Consider the following 17,217-nt stretch of genomic DNA (forward strand, 5'->3'; position numbering starts at 1 on the left):
TGTCCATTAACCCTGCCATTTTCCTCCTTCGACAATCACATCATTCGGATCGGTATCAGGGCTCAGCTTGTCACGCACATACTGGTCATAGAGTTTCAGCAGGTACTTCTCCTCCCCCAGCTTGGCGAGACGGTCGTTGACCCAGTCACGCAGCTCGATATTGCCCTTCTTCACCGCCGGGGCGATCGGGTCTTCCGAGCCCAATTTTTCGGGCAATACCCGGTAGCCCGGATTCTCCTTGGCCCAGCTGAACAGCACCAGATTGTCCTGGGCGTAGGCGTCACCGCGCCCTTGGGCCAGTGCCTGCAAAGATTCGGTGTTCTTCTCGAACTTGAGAACCTTCCACTCTGGGTGGTTACGGGTCAGCCAGATGTCGGCCGTGGTGCCGGTGGTCACGATCAGGGTCTTGCTGGCCAGATCATCGAGCTTCTTGGCCGGACTCCCTTCCGGCACCAGCACCTGTACCGCCACTCGCAGGTTCGGGTTGGTGAAATCCACCACCTCGCGCCGCTCCGGGGTCACCGTCATATTGGCGAGGATCAGATCCACCTTGTCGCTCTGCAGGAAGGGGATGCGGCTGGCTGGCTCCACCGCCACGAACTCGATCTTGTTCTCGTCCCCCAGCAGATCCTTGGCGAAGCGGCGGCCGAGATCGGTGTCAAAACCGACGTAGTTCCCCTTCTCGTCCACGTAGCCAAACGGCGGCTTGTCGGTGAAGACGCCGACGATGAGCTTGTCCCGCGCCTTGATCTTGTCGAGGGAACCGTCCGCCGCATGGGCGGCGCCACTGGCAATACCCAGTCCCAATAAGGCACTAAGCAGAACCGAGGTGATTTTTTTCATGCTGACTCCTTTCGTTTGATGACATTTGTATAAGAAAACTTGGCGAGGAACTGGCGCGCACGCTGGCTCCTGGGATTGTCGAAAAATTGGTGAGGTGCTGCCTGCTCCAGAATGTGGCCGCCATCCATGAAGACGATGCGATCCGCCACCGCCCGGGCGAAGGCCAGCTCGTGGGTGACGATAAGCAGGGTCATGCCGCTGCCGGCGAGATCGCGGATCACCTCCAGCACCTCCTGCACCATCTCGGGATCCAGCGCAGCGGTCACCTCGTCAAACAGCATCACCTGCGGGTTCATGCACAGCGCCCGCACGATGGCGATGCGCTGCTGCTGGCCGCCGGAAAGCTGGCGCGGATAGTCATGGCGCCGCTCCCACAGGCCGATGCGGGTCAGCAGCTGCTCGGCTTGCAGCAGTGCCTCTGCCCGCTCCCGCTTTTGCACCTGCAGGGGGCCGAGCAGCACATTTTCCAGCACCGTCAGGTTGGGGAAGAGGTGATAGCTCTGGAACACCATGCCGATCCGCTGGCGCACCCGCTGCCAGTCGGTGGCACCATCCAGCAACACACCATCGAAGCGGATCTCGCCCCCCTGAATGGGTTCGAGCCCGTTGAGAGTGCGCAGCAGTGTGCTCTTGCCACAGCCGCTAGGCCCCAGGATGACGATCACCTCCCCGGCTCGCACGCTGAGGCTGATCCGATCCAGCACCAGATTCGGGCCGAACTGTTTACTGACAGAACCGAGTTCAAGCAGAGGTGTCATACCGCATTACCCCATTGTTGCTCCAGCCGGCGCGAGGCGAGCGAGAGCGGATAGCAGACCAGAAAAAAGAACAGAAACAGCAGACCGTAAATAAGCAGCGAGCCATAGGTGCGCTCGATGACCTGCTGGCCCACCTTGATCACCTCCACCACCCCGATCAGCACCGCCAGCGAACTGGTCTTGATGATGCGGGTGTAGATGTTGATGGTCGGCGGCGTCAGCCGCTGCAACGCCTGCGGCAGCAACACATGGCGATAGAGCTGCCAGGTCGAGAGCCCGAGCGCCAACCCGGCCTCCTGCTGACCACGGGCGAGGGAGTTGAGGCCACCGCGCACCACCTCTCCCACCTCGCTGGCGCCCCAGAGGGCGAGTACCAGCACGGCGCACCAGAAGGCCGGAATATCGAGGCCGAAAAAGATCGGCAACCCGAAGAAAAAGAGATAGAGCCACACCAGCACCGGCACTACCCGAAACAGCTCGAGATAAAGCCGCAGCAGGCCCCGCACCAACCGGCCGCCCTGTTGTGCCAACACGCCGTAAGCGACACCGCCGAGGGTGGCAAGCAGGATGGCCAGTAGCGAGATGGCGAGGGTCTGACCCGCGCCCACCGCCAGCAGTGGCAGCGCCTGCGTCAGCTGCTCAGTAACGGAATTGACCATATTGAGCCCTCCTTTCCTGCGCCTCGGTGGCGAATCTGCGGCAGCTGGAAGATAAGTGCCCACATCGGGATCCTCGCCTGCATCAGCGATTCAGTGACCGAACTGACCATGTTGCAGCCTCCTTTCAACGACGCGCAGAGCGAGCGAGAGCGGCAGGAAGATCAGCACGCACATCAAGGTCAGCACCGCCAGCATCTCGTAGGTCTTGTAGTAGAGGGCGATGTAATTCTTGGTGGTGTAGAGCAGCTCTGGCACCGCCACCGCCGAAGCCACAGTCGTCTCCTTGAGCAGAAAGATGAAGTTGGCAAACAGCGCCGGCAGGCTGGCGAGCCAGGCCTGGGGCAACTGCACGTGGCGCAGCAGTTGCCAGCGGGAGAGGCCGATGGCCCTGCCAGCCTCCAGCTGACTGGCGGGCACCGCCTGAATGCCTGCACGCAGCGCCTCGGTCAGATAACCACCGCCGAGGAAGGTCATGGCAATCACCGCAGTGGTAAAGCCCGACAGCGACAAGCCGAGCGCAGGCAGCCCGAAATAGAGGAAGAAGAGCTGGATAAGCAGCGGCGTGTTGCGAGCCAGCTCGACATATCCGCGGATCAGTGCGCTGAGCTGCCGCTTGTGCAGGCTCAACAGGGCGACGTTGAGCAGGGCGACCGCCAGCGAAGTGAGGATCACTATGGCTCCCAGTTGCAAGGTGACCCAGACCGCCTTGCCGAAGGCGGGCAGCGTCGTGAGGATGAAAGGCAGATCCAGATTCATGCCGGGATCCTCCCGTCACGCTGCAGACGCTGGGGCAGCACAGTGATCGCATCCGGGTACTTGATGCCGGCACCGGTATTGAGCACCACGACCTGCTCTCCCCCACGGATCCAGCCAGCCTCGCGTAGTTGACGAGCAGCAGCAAACGCGGCGGCCCCCTCAGGGCAGACAAAGCTCCCTTCGCGAGAGGCAAGCTGGCGGATCTCGCTCTGGATGGCCTTGTCATCCACCGCGATGGCGCAACCCTCGGTGCGATAGAGGGCGTCCAGCACCAGAAAATCTCCCAGTGCCTTGGGTACATTGATGCCGAAAGCCAGCGTTTGGGAGTCGGGCCAGAAGCTCGATTCGGTGGCTCTCTGTTGCCACGCCTGCACAATGGGCGCGCAGCCACTCGCCTGTACCGCGACCAGTCTGGGCAACGCGCCCTTGACCCAGCCCAGCTCCTGCAGCTCGCGCAGCGCCTTGTAGATACCGATGAGGCCGACCCCGCCACCGGTCGGATAGATGATCACATCCGGCAGGGTCCAGCCCAGCTGTTCGGCAATCTCCAGCCCCATGGTCTTCTTGCCCTCAATCCGGTAGGGCTCCTTCAGGGTTGAGGCGTCAAACAGGGATTGCTCCGCCACCGCCTGCGCCACCTGACGACCGGCATCGCTGATCAGGCCATCCACCAGATAGAGGCGGGAACCGGCGAGAGAGGTCTCCAGTCGAGTGATGGCGGGGGCTGCCTGCGGCATAACGATGGTGCTGCGCAGTCCGGCACGGGCACCGTAGAGCGCCCATGCAGCGCCTGCGTTGCCGTTGGTCGGCATGGCGAAGTGAGTGACGCCGAGTTCACGCGCGCGGGAGATGCCCACCGCTGCACCACGAGCCTTGAAGGAGCCGGTGGGGATGACGCTCTCATCCTTCATCCAGAGATCCGGAATACCGATCTGCTTGCCCAGCGTAGGCAGCCGTAGCAGTGGGGTGAATCCCTCCCCCAGCGTCACAACGTGGGCGGGATCTCGCACCGGCAGCAACTCGTGATAACGCCACAGGCTGGCCGGGCGCCCCAGCAATGCCGCCGGGTGCCATGCTCGCTTCAGCGCATCGAGATCGTAGCTGGCCAGCAGTGGCGCACCAGCCCGGCTCAGTTGCCAGGGCTGGTCAGCCTCATGGATCTCGCCACTCTTGCTGCAACGCAGATGTGATAGGTAGCTATACGGCATGCTTTATCCTGAATGGATCGACTTTGGTCAGTCACTTATTCCATCCTGCAACCCAAGTACCGGATAACAAACAAAATTAACTGGCAAACCTAAGTGAAAAAATTCATATGAAGCCGTCTGTTTTTGCTGGCAATCTCATCTGCCAGCAATAAAGAGGGGGAGCCAATGGAGCCCCTTCAGTCATCTCTTCCTATTCAAATCTGGAAGTCGAGGGCAGGCTCGCTGCCCATGGCGCGGGCTTGAATATCCGCCAGTGCCAGTTCGGGGTTGCAGAGCTGAATGAACTGCCAGGCAAAGTTGTGCTGGAACTGCCCCTGCTTGAGGCCAATCCAGGCGGTATGGGGGGCAAACAGATGGCTGCCATCAAGCTGTACCAGCCCCTGATCGCGCTGTGCGTCGAACGCCATGTCGGCCAGTATGCCGACCCCCATCTCCAGCTCGACATAGGTCTTGATGACATCGGAGTCCTGCGCCGTCAGCAGGATCTGCGGTTCAATGCCAGCCGCAGCAAAGGCTTCATCCACCCGCACCCGCCCGGTCAACCCGGCTTGATAGGTGACGATGGGCCAGTTGGCCAGCGCCGCCAGCGTCAGATCCCGCTCGCCTGCCAACGGATGTTGCTCGGGCACCACGATATTGTGGTGCCAGCGGTAGTAGGGGAATGCCACCACCCCTTCGCTCTTGTCGAGCTGCTCGCTGCTGATGCCGATATCCACCTCGCCGGTCTGCACCAGCCGCACTATCTCCTCCGGGCTACCCTGACGCAGCTCCAGCTGCACCAGCGGAAACTGCTCGCGAAACGCCTTCACCACCCGCGGCAGGGCATAGCGGGCCTGGGTATGGGTGGTCGCCACCAGCAAGCGGCCCGAGTCGCGGTTGGCAAAGGTGCTGGCCAGTTTGCGGATGTTGTTGGCGTCATTGAGAATGCGCTCGGCAATCACCAGCAGCTCCTTGCCAGGCTCGGTCATACCGAGCAGCCGCTTGCCGTAGCGGATAAAGAGCTCGATACCGAGCTCCTCTTCCAGCTCGCGGATATGGCGACTCACCCCGGATTGCGAGGTAAAAAGGGCGTTGGCCACCTCGGTCAGGTTGTAATCCCGCCGCGCTGCCTCCCGGATAATGCGTAACTGCTGAAAATTCACCTTGTCGCCTCCTGCGAAGAGTGGGCGACACAATCTGTTCGCCCCTCTCATTTTTGTTATTTGGCCGGATCATGCCCCGGCAGAGCGCCTGAACCGGGCGGCCACACCGCCCGCAACACAGCATCAAATCTGATAGTCGGGATAGAACTGCGCCTGTCTGGCCACCAGCCGTACCCCCTGTCCCGGGGCAAACAGCTTGGCCGCCTCCTTGCTCAGCTCCGCCTCATAGTGAGCCCCTTTGGTCTCACCGTCACCACGCAGCTCCACCCGAATGCGTGGCCCCATGGGCAGCAGACGGGTGATGGTGGCACGGATCCCGCCCGGCGCATCGGCAGGCAGAATCTCCAGTTCATGGGGACGGACATAGGCGATGGCGGCACTGCCGTGGGCCAGATGAGAAGCCGACGGCCCGCCGAGCAGCTGCTCACCAACACCGAATCCCTGCTCCGCCACCCGACCGCGGAACTGGTTCACACTGCCGAGGAAGCTGTGGACGAAGGAGCTGGCAGGCTGGTCGTAGACCTCGGCCGGGGTGCCGATCTGCTCGACCCGTCCGGCGTTCATCAGCACCACCCGATCCGCTACCTCCAGCGCCTCTTCCTGATCGTGGGTGACGAACAGGCTGGTGACGTGCAGCTCGTCGTGCAGCTCGCGCAGCCAGCGGCGCAGCTCCTTGCGCACTTGAGCATCGAGGGCGCCGAAGGGCTCGTCCAAGAGCAGTACCTTGGGCTGCACCGCCAGCGCGCGGGCCAGCGCGACCCGCTGACGCTGACCGCCGGAGAGCTGGGTCGGATAGCGTTCGGCCACGTGGCTGAGCTGCACCAGATCCAGCAACTCCTTGACCCGGGCGCGAATGGCCGCCTCGGCCGGGCGCTCGCTGCGCGGTTTGACCCTAAGGCCAAACGCCACGTTTTCGAATACCGTCATATGGCGAAACAGGGCGTAGTGCTGGAACACGAAGCCGACGTTGCGCTCGCGCACATGGAGACCCGAGGCATCCTCGCCACGGATGATGACGCTGCCACTGTCGGCCTGCTCCAGCCCGGCGATGATCCGCAGCAGGGTAGTCTTGCCGCAACCGGAGGGGCCGAGCAGGGCCACCAGCTCACCATCGTGAAAGTCGAGGTTGATGTCTGCCAGCGCCGCGTACTGATTGAAATGCTTGTTGAGTTGTTGAACCTGAATGCTCATGGCTGCCTCTTTAAAACGGTGATTCAGTGAGATTTGGTGGGCTGGGCACGCAGCCGGGCCAACAGGGTTTCACCCAGCAGGGTGAAGATCCCAAACAGAGCCAAGAGGCTTGCCACCGCAAAGGCGGCGCCGGTCTGGTACTCGTTGTAGAGGATCTCGATATGCAGCGGCAGGGTATTGGTCTGGCCGCGAATATGACCGGAAACCACCGACACGGCGCCAAACTCCCCGACCGCGCGGGCGGTACAGAGCAGCAGGCCATACATCAGGCTCCAGCGGATGCCGGGCAGAGTGACGCGCCAGAACATCTGCAGGCCGCTCGCCCCCAGCATGATGGCCGCCTCTTCCTCTTCCGGGCCGCGCGCCTCCATCTGGGGCAGCAGCTCGCGTACCACGAAGGGCACGGTAATGAAGGTGGTGGCCAGGATGATCCCTGGTGTGGCGAAAATGATCTTGATGTCGTGTTCGCTCAGCCAGTCACCGAACCAGCCGCGGCTGCCGAACATCAACACCAGCATCAGACCGGCGATCACCGGCGACACCGAGAAGGGCAGATCGATGATGGTGATGAGCAGCTGCCGACCCGGGAAGCGGAAGCGGGCGATGGCCCAGGCCGCCGCGATCCCGAACAGCAGATTGAGTGGGACGGCGCAGAGCGTCACCAGTGCTGTCAGACCGAGGGCGCTCAGGGCATCCGGCTCGCTGATGGCGTGCCAGAAAAAAGCCAGCCCCGGCGTTAACGCCTGAATAAAGACGGTGGCCAACGGCAGCAGCAACAGGGCGGCAAACCAGCCCAAACCAACCGTGATGAGCAGCCACTTGACCCACTGGGGCTCGCGGATCACGACCGGCGCCTTGCGAGCGGGGGTTGCCTCCACAGAGGCCGCCTCAATGGCGATAGCAGATGAACTCATATCCGGCTCCCTCCGATGCGAGACCAGCTCCAGGCCTGCAACTTGTTGATTAGCAGTAACAAAATGAATGAGATCAGCAGCATCACCACGGCAATGGCAGAGGCACCGGCGTAGTCATACTCCTCCAGGTGGCTCATGATCATCAGCGGCGCGATTTCCGAGACCATAGGCAGGTTGCCGGCGATGAAGATGACGGAGCCGTACTCCCCCACCGCGCGGGCAAATGCCAGCGCAAACCCGGTGAGCAGAGCTGGCACCAGAGTTGGCCAGAGCACCCGCAGGAAGGTCTGCCAGCGATCGGCGCCGAGGCTGGCGGCAGCCTCCTCTTGCTCGGTTTCAGCCTCCCGCAGCACCGGCTGCAGGGTGCGCACCACAAACGGCAATCCGATAAAGGTGAGTGCGATAACGACGCCGATGGGGTTGTAGGCGAGCTGGATGCCGAGCGGCGCCAGCAACTGGCCGATCCAGCCGTTGGGGGCGAAGATGGCGCACAGGGCGATGCCGGATACAGCAGTCGGCATGGCAAATGGCAGGTCGATCAGCGCATCCACCAGACGACGACCGGGGAAGGTGTAGCGCACCAGGATCCAGGCCAGGATCAGGCCAAACAGGCTGTTGAGCAGCGCCGCGACAAAGGCCGCACCGAAGCTCAGGCGAAAGGAGGCGAGCACCCGGGGTGAACCGATCACCTGCCAGAACTCGGCGGCGGTCAGGTTGTTGATCGCAAACAGCACCAGGGCCGAGAGCGGCAACAGCACCAGCAGGCCCAGATAGAGCAGGCTGAACCCCAAGGTGGGGCCAAAACCGGGCAGGACAGAATAAGAACCAAATCGCATAACACATCCATCTGTTATGAAGAATTTTCGATATGGTGATTCTGCGCACTCCCCTCATCGGCAACAAACATCAATTGCGACTTTGCTAATCACTTTTTTGTCTAACCGCAGAGTCACAAGGCTCTTGGCGCACTCCAAATAAAAAAAGGTCTTTTATATAAATAAAAGACCTAAGAAATGGAGCAATACGGAGCGGAGCATTCAAAGAACGGGGGCATGGAGTAGCCAGCGAACAGCGCGCTCGCCAACCCTCCAACCACTTCACAGATACCTAGCGAAAGCCCAGTACGACCGACCGGGGCGATGCGGTCTTGACCGGTGCCACCACCAGCTCACCACGGCGGTAGAGTGCCCCTAGCAAATGCAGCCCCTGATGCCAATCCCCATGACCTGACTGGGCATTGATATGGCCCGCCTCACCGGCATCGAACAGCGGCACCTGCCACTGACGGCTCCAGTACTCGGCCCGTTCAAAGCTCATCCAGGGATCGTTGCGGCTGGCCACCAGCTGGGCCGACACCTGCAGCGGCCCGGCCAAGGCCTCATCCACAATGCCAAAACGGGCAGGATCGGCGGGCGCCACCAGAAAGATCGAGGCCACCTTCTCCGGCTGCAAGCGGGCCGCCGCGATGGCGGTCAGGGCGCCGAAAGAGTGGGCCACCAGATGGACCCGACTGCGGCGACGTTTCAGCTTGCTCGCCAGCTTGGCACTCCAGACCCTGAGGTCCGGCTTGTCCCACGGTAGCCCGGTCATCCGCTGCCATTGGGGAAAATGATCGTGCCAGCGGCTCTGCCAGTGATCCGGCCCACTGTTGTGCAGACCGGGAACCAGGAGGATCTTGTTCATCTTGGTGCTCCTATCGGCTGGCACAGGGGCCAGTTCAGTGATGGATAACGAAGCTATCAACGACCCGGCTGATAGATCTGGTCAAACAGACCGCCCTGGGCGAAGTGTTTCTTCTGGGCTTTCTCCCAATCCCCTTCCAGATCCTTGACGGTAAAGAAGGCAAGCTGCGGGAACTGGGCTGCCGTCTCCTTCAGGATCGCCGGGTTGCTGGGGCGATAGTGATGTTTGGCGACGATATGCTGCCCCTCGTCAGAGTAGAGATAATCGAGATAGGCCTTGGCCACCGCGTCGGTACCGTGCTTCTTGGCCACCTTGTCCACCACCGCGACCGGCGGCTCCGCCAGAATGGAGACCGAAGGCACCACCAGCTCGAACTTGTCGCTGGCCCCCGCCTGACCAAGCACCAGCAGGGCTTCGTTCTCCCACGCCAGCAGCACGTCACCGAGACCGCGCTCGGTAAAGCTGGTGGTGGCACCGCGGGCGCCTGAGTCCAGCACCTTCACGTTCTTGAATAGATCGCCGACAAACTGCTTGGCCCCCTCTTCACTGCCGCTCTTCTTCAGGGCATAGCCCCAGGCGGCCAGATAGTTCCAGCGTGCCCCGCCGGAGGTCTTGGGGTTGGGAGTCACGATGGCGACATCCTTGCGCACCAGATCATCCCAATCCTTGATCTGCTTGGGATTGCCCTTGCGCACCAGGAAGACAATGGTGGAGGTATAGGGCGAGGCGTTGTTGCCGAGGCGGCTCTGCCAGTCGGCAGCGGTCAGCCCCGCCTTGGCGATGGCGTTGACATCGTAGGCCAGCGCCAGCGATACCACGTCGGCCTCCAGTCCATCCACCACAGCACGGGCCTGCTTGCCGGAGCCACCGTGAGACTGGCTCACCACCACGTCGTCGCCGGTTTTGGCCTTCCACTCCTTGGCAAAGGCGGCGTTGTACTCCTGAAACAGCTCGCGGGTCGGATCGTAAGAGACGTTGAGCAGGCGGATCTCGGCGGCATTGGCCTGACCAAATGCCAGCAGAGAGAGCAGGGTCAGGGCGGTCATTCGCAGTTTCATGGTGATTCTCCATATCTTGTTGGGTTGAGAACAGCATGCCGTGGAGTTGTTATGCCCAGAAGAAAGAAATAACTCTTTGCTTATCTCTTTTGCTCATATCAACTCAGCCACCCGCACCGGGAGCCGGACGCAGACTCTGTGAGCCATGCCCCTCTGGCCCCTTGCTCGCTGTGCCATCATGGGAACAAGGCAGGCAGATGACGAAAAGGAAGTCGTTATGTGGATCAATGCAGAACCGGTCAACGGAGCCCTGGTCTCGTTGGCCATCGGCCTTATCATCGGGCTGGAGCGGGGTTGGCAGGTGCGCCAGCTGGGGGATAACCAGCGCATCGCCGGGATGCGTACCTACGGCCTTATCGGCCTGCTCGGCGGGGTGTGCGGTTTGCTGCTGCCCACCCTGGGCCCCTGGCTGCCGCTGCTCGGCCTGCTGGCGGTGGTGATCGGTTGTGGCCTCTCGGTCTGGCTGGCCCAACGCTGGCAGGGGGAGTTCGGCCTCACCAGCTCGGTCGCCATGCTGCTCACCTATTTGCTGGGGCTGATGTCGGTGCTGCTGAGCCCGAGCGAGGCGGTCGCCTGCGCCGTGCTGGCTGCCCTCTTGATGGGGCTCAAGGGCAAGATCCAGCAGGGGATGCTGTTTCTGAGCGAAACCGAGTTCCACGCCACCTTGCGTTTTCTGCTTATCTCGCTGGTGCTGCTGCCGGTGCTGCCCAACGAGGAGATGGGGCCCCTCGATGCCTTCAACCCCTTCAAGATCTGGCTGATGGTGGTGGTGATCGCCGGCATCTCGTTTTGTGGCCACTTCGCGGTGCGGCTGCTCGGCACCCGCGCTGGGCTGGTGCTCACCAGCATACTGGCGGGATTGGCCTCCTCCACCGCTCTCACCCTGCAGTTCGCCCGTCTCAACAAGGAGCAGGGCGGGCTGGAGCGACTGCTGGCTACCGGCATCCTGCTGGCAGGGGCCACCATGTGGCTGCGGCTGCTGGTACTGGTGCTGCTCATTCACAGCGAACTGGCGATGCGCCTCATCGCCCCCCTGTTGCTGCTGGCCACCACAGTCTACGGCTTTGCCTTCTGGTTCTGGCGTCAGCGCGAGGAGCTGACTGACGGCCCGGTGCAGCCGGAAACCAGCAACCCGCTCGATCTTGCCACCGCCATCAAGTTCGGCCTGCTGCTGGCGCTGATCGGCTTTATGGCCACCCTGCTGCAAGACAAGGTGGGCAACTCCGGGGTCTACCTGCTGGCGCTGGTGTCGGGGATCACCGACGTGGACGCCATCACCTTGTCGCTCTCCCAGCTCTCCCACAAGGAGCTGGCGCTGGAGGTGGCCGCCCGCGGCATCCTGCTCGCCGGGCTGGTCAACTCGCTGGTGAAGGGGCTGCTGGCCCTCGGTATCGGCGGTCGCAGTCTGGGGCTGCGGGTGCTGCTCCCTTACTTCATCTCGGCCCTGCTGATCCTGCCCCTCGTCTGGCCCGCAGGTTGACGGGGATCACCTGCAACAAGTGACAGACTGACGGCGCCCCTGACAGTCACGTATACTGCCTGCTCTTGCAGCATGAGGAGGTAGCAATGGCGAGCGACTGGGACAAGGTACTGGCTGGCGGGGCACTGGATAGCCAGAGCGAGGAGATAGCCAACGACCGGATCCGCGGTCAGGCGCAGCTGGCCCGGCTCAATGGTTCACCTGCAGGCGATGCCCCTCTGCGCCAGCAGATCTGCCGCGAGCTCTTTGGCCACTGCCCCGACTCCTGCTGGATCAGCACGCCGTTTACCTGCGAATTCGGCCGCAACATCCATATCGGCGAGAAGACCTTCTTCAACTTCAACGTCACCATTCTCGACGTGGGCGAAGTGCATATCGGCAGCCATGTGCTGCTGGCCCCCAACGTGCAGATCTACACCGCCACCCACACCATGAACTATCTGGAACGACGGAACTGGACTGCCTACAACAAGCCGGTGCGGATCGGTGACGACTGCTGGATTGGCGGCGGCGCCATCATCTGCCCCGGCGTCACCATAGGGCCGCGATCCATTATTGGCGCGGGCGCCGTGGTGACCCGCGACATCCCGGCCGACTCGGTGGCGGTGGGCAATCCGGCCAAGGTGATCCGCAAACTCAAGCAGGATGAGGAGCGCTGCTGGGAGCTGGCCCAGTGATGGCGCTGGCACTGCTGCCACTGGGCGCCGCCCTCTGGCTCGGCCTCGGCGAGCAGCAGTGGTGGCCGCTGGCCGTGTTGCTCTTCATGAGCCTGCTCACGGTAGTCGCCTACGCCTGGGACAAGCGGCAGGCGGTGCGCGGTGAATGGCGCATTCCCGAATCGAGGCTCCATCTGCTGGAGCTGTGCGGCGGCTGGCCGGGGGCACTGGTGGCCCGCCAGTGGCTGCGTCACAAGACCCAGAAGCGCAGCTACCGGCTGGTCTTCTGGTTTATCGTGCTGCTGCACCTCACCCTGTGGGGACTCTGGCTTGGCCGCCCTCTCTGGCAGCAATAGCCACCCGGGTAACAAGGTGGTGGCTTGGCCGCCCGCTCTGGCAGCAATAGCCAACTGCATCACAAAGGCGAAACGGGCCCCATTGCGGCCAATTGGCGGCTATGAGAAAACAGAACGGATCCCATCAGCGTTTTCGCCGTTTATGACGACTGTATTTATAACGACAAGGAGTCGTGACATGACCATGTGGACAGGCATAGTCCTGATCGTTTTTATCAGCGTATTGTTCGGATATCTCGGCAAGCGGGCCCGCTATCAGATGGGGGATGCCCGCATCACCGACCGCCTCGGCAAGCAGGATATGATCATCAGAGAATTGCAGGAGAGGATCGCCAATCTGGAGGCGATCGTCATCGAGGAAGAGAAACGGCGCCCGTTTCGGGAGCTGTGATTTTTCGCCATCAGGCGTCAGATAACCAAAATTCAAATCAAAGAAAGAGGGCTGCATGATGCAGCCCTCTCTCGTTTCAGCAAATTCAGATTGCCAGCGGCAGCAACTCCGCATAATCGCGGATCGCCGGAAAAGCGGTGATGCTCTGCTCCGGCTTGCAGCTATCCGGATTCTGGATCGCCAGCTGATAGCCGATGCCATAGTCGGCGGCAGCCCGGAGGATCCGCTCGCTGTCATCCACAAACAGGGTGCGGGCCGGATCGAACGCCAGCCGCTCGGCCAGCGCCTGCCAGCAGTGCTGGCTCTCCTTCGACCAGCCCAGCTCGTGGGTACTCACCATCAGATCCAGATGGTCGGCAAGACCGAGTTGCGCATCCTTCACCGACAGACTGGCGGGGTGAGCGTTGGTGAAAAGCACCAGCTGCTTGCCCGCGGCGCGCAGCTCGGCCAGAAAAGGGATGGCATGGGGACGCCACTGGATCTTCGCCAGCAGCTCCTGCTTGAGGGCGCGAATATCGAGCCCCAGGGTCTCGCTCCAGTAATCCACGCAGTACCAGTTGAGGGTGCCGTTGACGGCGTGATAGTGGACGTCGATCTGCGCTTTGGCTTCATCCAGCGGCAGACCGAGCCGCTCGGCGTAACGCTCCGGCACCAGCTGCTGCCAGAGGTGGTTGTCAAAATGCAGATCGATCAGGGTGCCATCCATATCGAGCAAGACGGTATCTATCTGGCGCCATGGCAAGGTGGTGGAGCAGGAGTGTGGCATCGGGCCTCTTGATCGCGGATCTCGGAAAACGGGGCGGCAGTATAACGGATTTTTCCTCCCCCTTTGCCATCCCTGGCCCGTGGTGTTCGGTGTGAGAGTCGTTTACTCTTGAAGCACGATTTTTTAACGAGCAGCCAGCGTCCGATGAGCGACCCCCACAAGAGCAAACCCGAGCACATCTCAGCCGACCAACTGGATCACCCCAAGAGCAAACCGGAGATCCTCAAGGCCGATATCGTCGCCGAGAGCCGACTGTTCAAGGTGGAATCGCTACACCTCAAATTCTCCAACGGCGAAGAGCGGGTCTACGAGCGGATGCGCGGCGGCAACCGGGGCGCCGTCATGGTGGTGCCGCTGTTCGATGCCCACACCCTGCTGCTGGTGCGCGAATATGCCGCCGGCACCCACTCCTACGAGCTGGGCTTCCCCAAGGGGCTGATCGACCCGGGCGAAGATGCCTTCGAAGCGGGCAACCGGGAGCTGATGGAGGAGGCGGGCTTTGGCGCCAACAGCCTGACCCTGCTCAAGCAGGTGTCGCTGGCGCCCGGTTACTTCTCCAGCCGGATGGACATTTTGCTGGCGCGGGATCTCTTCCCCGAGCAGCGGATCGGCGACGAGCCCGAACCGCTGGAAGTGATCCCCTGGCCGCTGAACCGGATCGACGAATTGCTGGCGCGACCCGACTTCACCGAGTCGCGCAGCATCAGTGCCCTGCTCTTGGCCCAAAAGTGGCTGGCGGAGCAGGCAGAGTAGCCCGCAGACGGGCAGTTAACAGACAGAGGATAACGAGATGCAGGAGTTGTTGGCCTGGGTGCCGGGGGTCAAGGAGATTGCCCGCGAAGCCGGAAGGATCCTTCACGACATCTATCATGGCGGTCAGTTCGAGCGTCAGCTGAAGGAGGATGCGACCCCGGTCACCAGTGCCGATCTTGCTGCCGATGCCTACCTCAAACAGGCGCTCTCGGCGCTCACTCCCCACGTTCCCGTGCTGACCGAAGAGGCGGCCGACATCCCCTTCAGCCAGCGATCCAACTGGCGGCAGTACTGGCTGGTGGATCCCCTCGACGGTACCGGCGAATTTATCGCGGGCAGCGGCGACTTTGCCACCCTGATCGCCCTGGTGCGGGACAATGTGCCGGTGCTCGGGGTCATCTATGCTCCCGAGTCCAACGTGCTCTACTGGGCGGTGCGCGGCTACGGCGCCTTCAAGGAGGTGAATGGCGAGGTACTGCCCATCAGCGCTATGCATCACGAGCATGACCAGCCCGACTCGCTGGTGGTCGCCATCAGCCGCCGCCAGAAGCTGGAGAACCTCACCCGCCGCCTCAACCCGGCCATCAACTACGAGCTGATCCCGCTTGGTTCCAGCTCCCTCAAATCCTGTCTGGTGGCGGAAGGAGCGGCCGATTGCTACGTGCGACTCGGCCCCACCGGCGAGTGGGACACCGCCGCCGCCCAGTGCATCGTCGAGGCGGCCGGTGGCCGTATCCTCAGCCTGGCGTTGCAGCCACTCAGCTACAACGAAACCGAGTCGCTGGAGAACCCGGACTTTATCGTGATGGGGGATCCGGATCTCGCCTGGGGTAGCATTCTGGCCCACTAGGCGGATAGCGATGTCATCACACCAGACAAGCAGGCGGCCCGATGGCCGCCTGCTTTTTCAGGGAAGTTGCCCAGGGTGATGGCCGGTTTGATCCGCTGGTCAAGGCGCTCTTGAACAGCGTGATACGCTGGCAAAGCGGCAAAATGATAGTGAAACATCACAATCGGTCGGCGAGAAATGGTGCGATTTTTCACGTAATCCTGAAAACACCTGATTAGCCAAAATAAAAAAATGATAGTAGATCAAATTTTGGTTTTATATTTCACAAAAATCACCAATATCAGTTTTGTTCCATTCTGTGAACCAGATTCCATTCCCAATCTCGCTGGCTAAACCCCGCAATGGCAGTGATATGTTTCAGTCTCGCTTTTTGAGAATTAAATCCCGATAAACCACAATGAACTCAGATTAAAACACTAACAAAAAGTGAATTAGTAATGAGTTTATCTGTAGAGGCTACCAAGGAGCTATCCGGTTCCTGCTCCACCACGGCCAGCATCACCCGCTGGCGCCGTCACGACACCCACTGGGTTATCAGCTTGTTTGGCACCGCCGTTGGCGCCGGCATCCTGTTCCTGCCTATCAATCTGGGTCTGGGCGGCATCTGGCCTCTCGTCATCGTCGCGGTACTGGCAGGCCCCATGACCTTCCTGGCCCACCGCGGACTGGCGCGCTTCGTGCTCTCCTCTTCACGCCCCCACGCCGACTTCACCGAAGTGGCGGAGGAGCATTTCGGCAAGATGGCCGGTCGCCTCATCTCGGCGCTCTATTTCCTCTCCATCTTCCCGATCCTGCTCATCTACGGGGTCGGCCTGACCAACACGGTGGAGAGCTTTATGGTCAACCAGCTCGGCATGACGACCCCGGATCGGGTGATGCTCTCCGGCGTGCTGGTGTTTGCCATGATCGCCGTGATGCTGGCGGGTGAGAAAGCGATGCTGCGCGCCTTCGCCTTTATGGTCTATCCGCTGGCGGCCATTCTGGCGGCGCTCTCCTGCTACCTCATTCCCCAGTGGCAATGGCCGGAAGTGACGGCGTTTGAAGGGGTCAGCTTCCTCAATACCGTCTGGCTGGCACTGCCGGTCACCGTGTTCGCTTTCAGCCACGCCGCCGCCATCTCCGGCTTTGCCAACGTGCAGCGTCGGGAATATGGCGAGCAGGCGGAAGCCAAGAGCGGCCTGATCCTGCGCAACACCACTGTGATGCTGGTGGGCTTCGTGCTGTTCTTCGTCTTCTCCTGCGTGCTGAGCCTCTCGCCAGCCCAGCTGGCCGAAGCCAAAGCCCAGAACGTCTCTGTGCTCTCCTATCTCGCCAACATCACAGACAACCCGGTGATCGTGACTCTGGGGCCGCTCATTGCCTTTATCGCCATCAGCTCCTCCTTCCTCGGCCACTTCCTCGGTGCCCGCGAAAGCCTGAAAAGCCTGATCGCCAAGCCCACCGGCCTGCCGTTGGCCAAGGCGGACAAAGTCGGTATCGCCCTGATGTTCTTCTCTATCTGGGGTGCCGCCGTCATCAACCCGGGTATTCTGGGGCTGATGGAGACCCTTTCCGGCCCGGTCATCGCCATGATCCTGTTCATCATGCCGGTGATTGCCATCTATAAGGTGGAGGCGCTGGCCCGCTTCCGTAACGGCTGGACCAACGGCTTTATCCTGCTGACCGGTTCGCTGGCGGTATCGGCGCTGATCTTCAGCCTGTTGAAGTAACGACTCGCAGCAGATAACAAAGAGAGGCGACCCCGGGGTCGCCT

Annotated in this window: 20 protein-coding genes; 7 read left to right on the forward strand and 13 right to left on the reverse strand. The window is 61.6% G+C overall.

Annotated features, from left to right (window positions below):
- Nucleotides 1-6 precede the first annotated feature (6 nt).
- The 11 genes from I6L44_RS13835 to I6L44_RS13885 form a co-directional block, all read right to left on the reverse strand.
- Nucleotides 7-843: a transporter substrate-binding domain-containing protein gene (locus I6L44_RS13835; protein ID WP_040067363.1), complete on the reverse strand. Its 837-nt coding sequence runs from the start codon at nucleotides 841-843 to the stop codon at nucleotides 7-9.
- Complete coding sequence (locus tag I6L44_RS13840; RefSeq protein ID WP_040067361.1) at nucleotides 840-1,601, reverse strand: amino acid ABC transporter ATP-binding protein; 762 nt, start codon at nucleotides 1,599-1,601, stop codon at nucleotides 840-842. Before I6L44_RS13840 ends, I6L44_RS13835 begins: the two co-directional genes overlap by 4 nt.
- On the reverse strand, nucleotides 1,598-2,260 hold the full coding sequence (locus I6L44_RS13845; RefSeq protein ID WP_216952128.1) for an amino acid ABC transporter permease: 663 nt from the start codon (nucleotides 2,258-2,260) through the stop codon (nucleotides 1,598-1,600). The genes I6L44_RS13840 and I6L44_RS13845 overlap by 4 nt, the downstream gene beginning before the upstream one ends.
- Before the next feature lie 90 nt (nucleotides 2,261-2,350).
- The gene (locus I6L44_RS13850; RefSeq protein WP_216952129.1) at nucleotides 2,351-3,016 is read right to left on the reverse strand and encodes an amino acid ABC transporter permease; all 666 of its coding nucleotides are present in this window, start codon (nucleotides 3,014-3,016) and stop codon (nucleotides 2,351-2,353) included.
- Complete coding sequence (locus I6L44_RS13855; RefSeq protein ID WP_216952130.1) at nucleotides 3,013-4,224, reverse strand: threonine synthase; 1,212 nt, start codon at nucleotides 4,222-4,224, stop codon at nucleotides 3,013-3,015. The genes I6L44_RS13850 and I6L44_RS13855 overlap by 4 nt, the downstream gene beginning before the upstream one ends.
- A gap of 194 nt (nucleotides 4,225-4,418) precedes the next feature.
- The gene (cbl, locus tag I6L44_RS13860; protein WP_040067353.1) at nucleotides 4,419-5,366 is read right to left on the reverse strand and encodes an HTH-type transcriptional regulator Cbl; all 948 of its coding nucleotides are present in this window, start codon (nucleotides 5,364-5,366) and stop codon (nucleotides 4,419-4,421) included.
- A 123-nt stretch (nucleotides 5,367-5,489) separates the two neighbouring features.
- Nucleotides 5,490-6,557: a sulfate/molybdate ABC transporter ATP-binding protein gene (locus I6L44_RS13865; RefSeq protein ID WP_216952131.1), complete on the reverse strand. Its 1,068-nt coding sequence runs from the start codon at nucleotides 6,555-6,557 to the stop codon at nucleotides 5,490-5,492.
- A 23-nt stretch (nucleotides 6,558-6,580) separates the two neighbouring features.
- The gene (cysW, locus tag I6L44_RS13870) at nucleotides 6,581-7,471 is read right to left on the reverse strand and encodes a sulfate ABC transporter permease subunit CysW (RefSeq protein ID WP_005343065.1); all 891 of its coding nucleotides are present in this window, start codon (nucleotides 7,469-7,471) and stop codon (nucleotides 6,581-6,583) included.
- Nucleotides 7,468-8,307 carry a sulfate ABC transporter permease subunit CysT gene (gene cysT / locus I6L44_RS13875; RefSeq protein WP_139436707.1) on the reverse strand — a complete coding sequence of 280 codons (840 nt, stop codon included), beginning with the start codon at nucleotides 8,305-8,307 and terminating at the stop codon, nucleotides 7,468-7,470. The genes cysW and cysT overlap by 4 nt, the downstream gene beginning before the upstream one ends.
- Nucleotides 8,308-8,578: 271 nt before the next feature.
- Entirely contained in the window at nucleotides 8,579-9,154 is a 576-nt protein-coding gene (locus I6L44_RS13880; protein WP_216952132.1) for an alpha/beta hydrolase, read from the reverse strand.
- 56 nt (nucleotides 9,155-9,210) lie between these two features.
- Nucleotides 9,211-10,212 (reverse strand): sulfate ABC transporter substrate-binding protein, encoded by a 1,002-nt coding sequence (locus I6L44_RS13885; RefSeq protein WP_216952133.1) that lies wholly within the window; start codon nucleotides 10,210-10,212, stop codon nucleotides 9,211-9,213.
- 217 nt (nucleotides 10,213-10,429) lie between these two features.
- Here I6L44_RS13885 and I6L44_RS13890 point away from each other — a divergent pair, with 217 nt between their 5' ends.
- The 4 genes from I6L44_RS13890 to I6L44_RS13905 all read left to right on the forward strand — a co-directional run bounded on the left by I6L44_RS13890 (nucleotide 10,430) and on the right by I6L44_RS13905 (nucleotide 13,095).
- Entirely contained in the window at nucleotides 10,430-11,692 is a 1,263-nt protein-coding gene (locus I6L44_RS13890; RefSeq protein ID WP_216952134.1) for a DUF4010 domain-containing protein, read from the forward strand.
- An 86-nt stretch (nucleotides 11,693-11,778) separates the two neighbouring features.
- Nucleotides 11,779-12,369 (forward strand): sugar O-acetyltransferase, encoded by a 591-nt coding sequence (locus tag I6L44_RS13895; protein ID WP_216952135.1) that lies wholly within the window; start codon nucleotides 11,779-11,781, stop codon nucleotides 12,367-12,369.
- On the forward strand, nucleotides 12,366-12,704 hold the full coding sequence (locus I6L44_RS13900; protein ID WP_216952136.1) for a DUF1294 domain-containing protein: 339 nt from the start codon (nucleotides 12,366-12,368) through the stop codon (nucleotides 12,702-12,704). Before I6L44_RS13895 ends, I6L44_RS13900 begins: the two co-directional genes overlap by 4 nt.
- Nucleotides 12,705-12,882: 178 nt before the next feature.
- Nucleotides 12,883-13,095, forward strand: a complete 213-nt coding sequence (locus tag I6L44_RS13905) for a hypothetical protein (RefSeq protein ID WP_005340264.1) — start codon at nucleotides 12,883-12,885, stop codon at nucleotides 13,093-13,095.
- A gap of 85 nt (nucleotides 13,096-13,180) precedes the next feature.
- On the opposite strand, the gene yrfG is transcribed toward I6L44_RS13905, so the two are convergent.
- Nucleotides 13,181-13,861, reverse strand: coding sequence for a GMP/IMP nucleotidase (gene yrfG, locus I6L44_RS13910; RefSeq protein ID WP_216952137.1), 681 nt, complete (start codon nucleotides 13,859-13,861; stop codon nucleotides 13,181-13,183).
- A gap of 144 nt (nucleotides 13,862-14,005) precedes the next feature.
- On the opposite strand from yrfG, the gene nudE reads away from it, so the two are divergent.
- Both nudE and cysQ read left to right on the forward strand, forming a co-directional pair.
- Nucleotides 14,006-14,614 carry an ADP compounds hydrolase NudE gene (nudE, locus tag I6L44_RS13915; protein ID WP_005340262.1) on the forward strand — a complete coding sequence of 203 codons (609 nt, stop codon included), beginning with the start codon at nucleotides 14,006-14,008 and terminating at the stop codon, nucleotides 14,612-14,614.
- A 37-nt stretch (nucleotides 14,615-14,651) separates the two neighbouring features.
- Nucleotides 14,652-15,464 carry a 3'(2'),5'-bisphosphate nucleotidase CysQ gene (gene cysQ, locus I6L44_RS13920; RefSeq protein ID WP_042053272.1) on the forward strand — a complete coding sequence of 271 codons (813 nt, stop codon included), beginning with the start codon at nucleotides 14,652-14,654 and terminating at the stop codon, nucleotides 15,462-15,464.
- Here cysQ and I6L44_RS13925 read toward each other — a convergent pair.
- Nucleotides 15,461-15,658 carry a hypothetical protein gene (locus I6L44_RS13925; protein ID WP_216952138.1) on the reverse strand — a complete coding sequence of 66 codons (198 nt, stop codon included), beginning with the start codon at nucleotides 15,656-15,658 and terminating at the stop codon, nucleotides 15,461-15,463. The two genes, cysQ and I6L44_RS13925, sit on opposite strands and share 4 nt — an antisense overlap.
- 243 nt (nucleotides 15,659-15,901) lie before the next feature.
- On the opposite strand from I6L44_RS13925, the gene I6L44_RS13930 reads away from it, so the two are divergent.
- On the forward strand, nucleotides 15,902-17,173 hold the full coding sequence (locus I6L44_RS13930) for an aromatic amino acid transport family protein (RefSeq protein WP_216952139.1): 1,272 nt from the start codon (nucleotides 15,902-15,904) through the stop codon (nucleotides 17,171-17,173).
- The last annotated feature ends 44 nt before the right edge of the window (nucleotides 17,174-17,217 follow it).

The sequence above is a fragment of the Aeromonas sp. FDAARGOS 1414 genome (assembly GCF_019047065.1).
GTDB lineage: Bacteria > Pseudomonadota > Gammaproteobacteria > Enterobacterales > Aeromonadaceae > Aeromonas > Aeromonas veronii_A.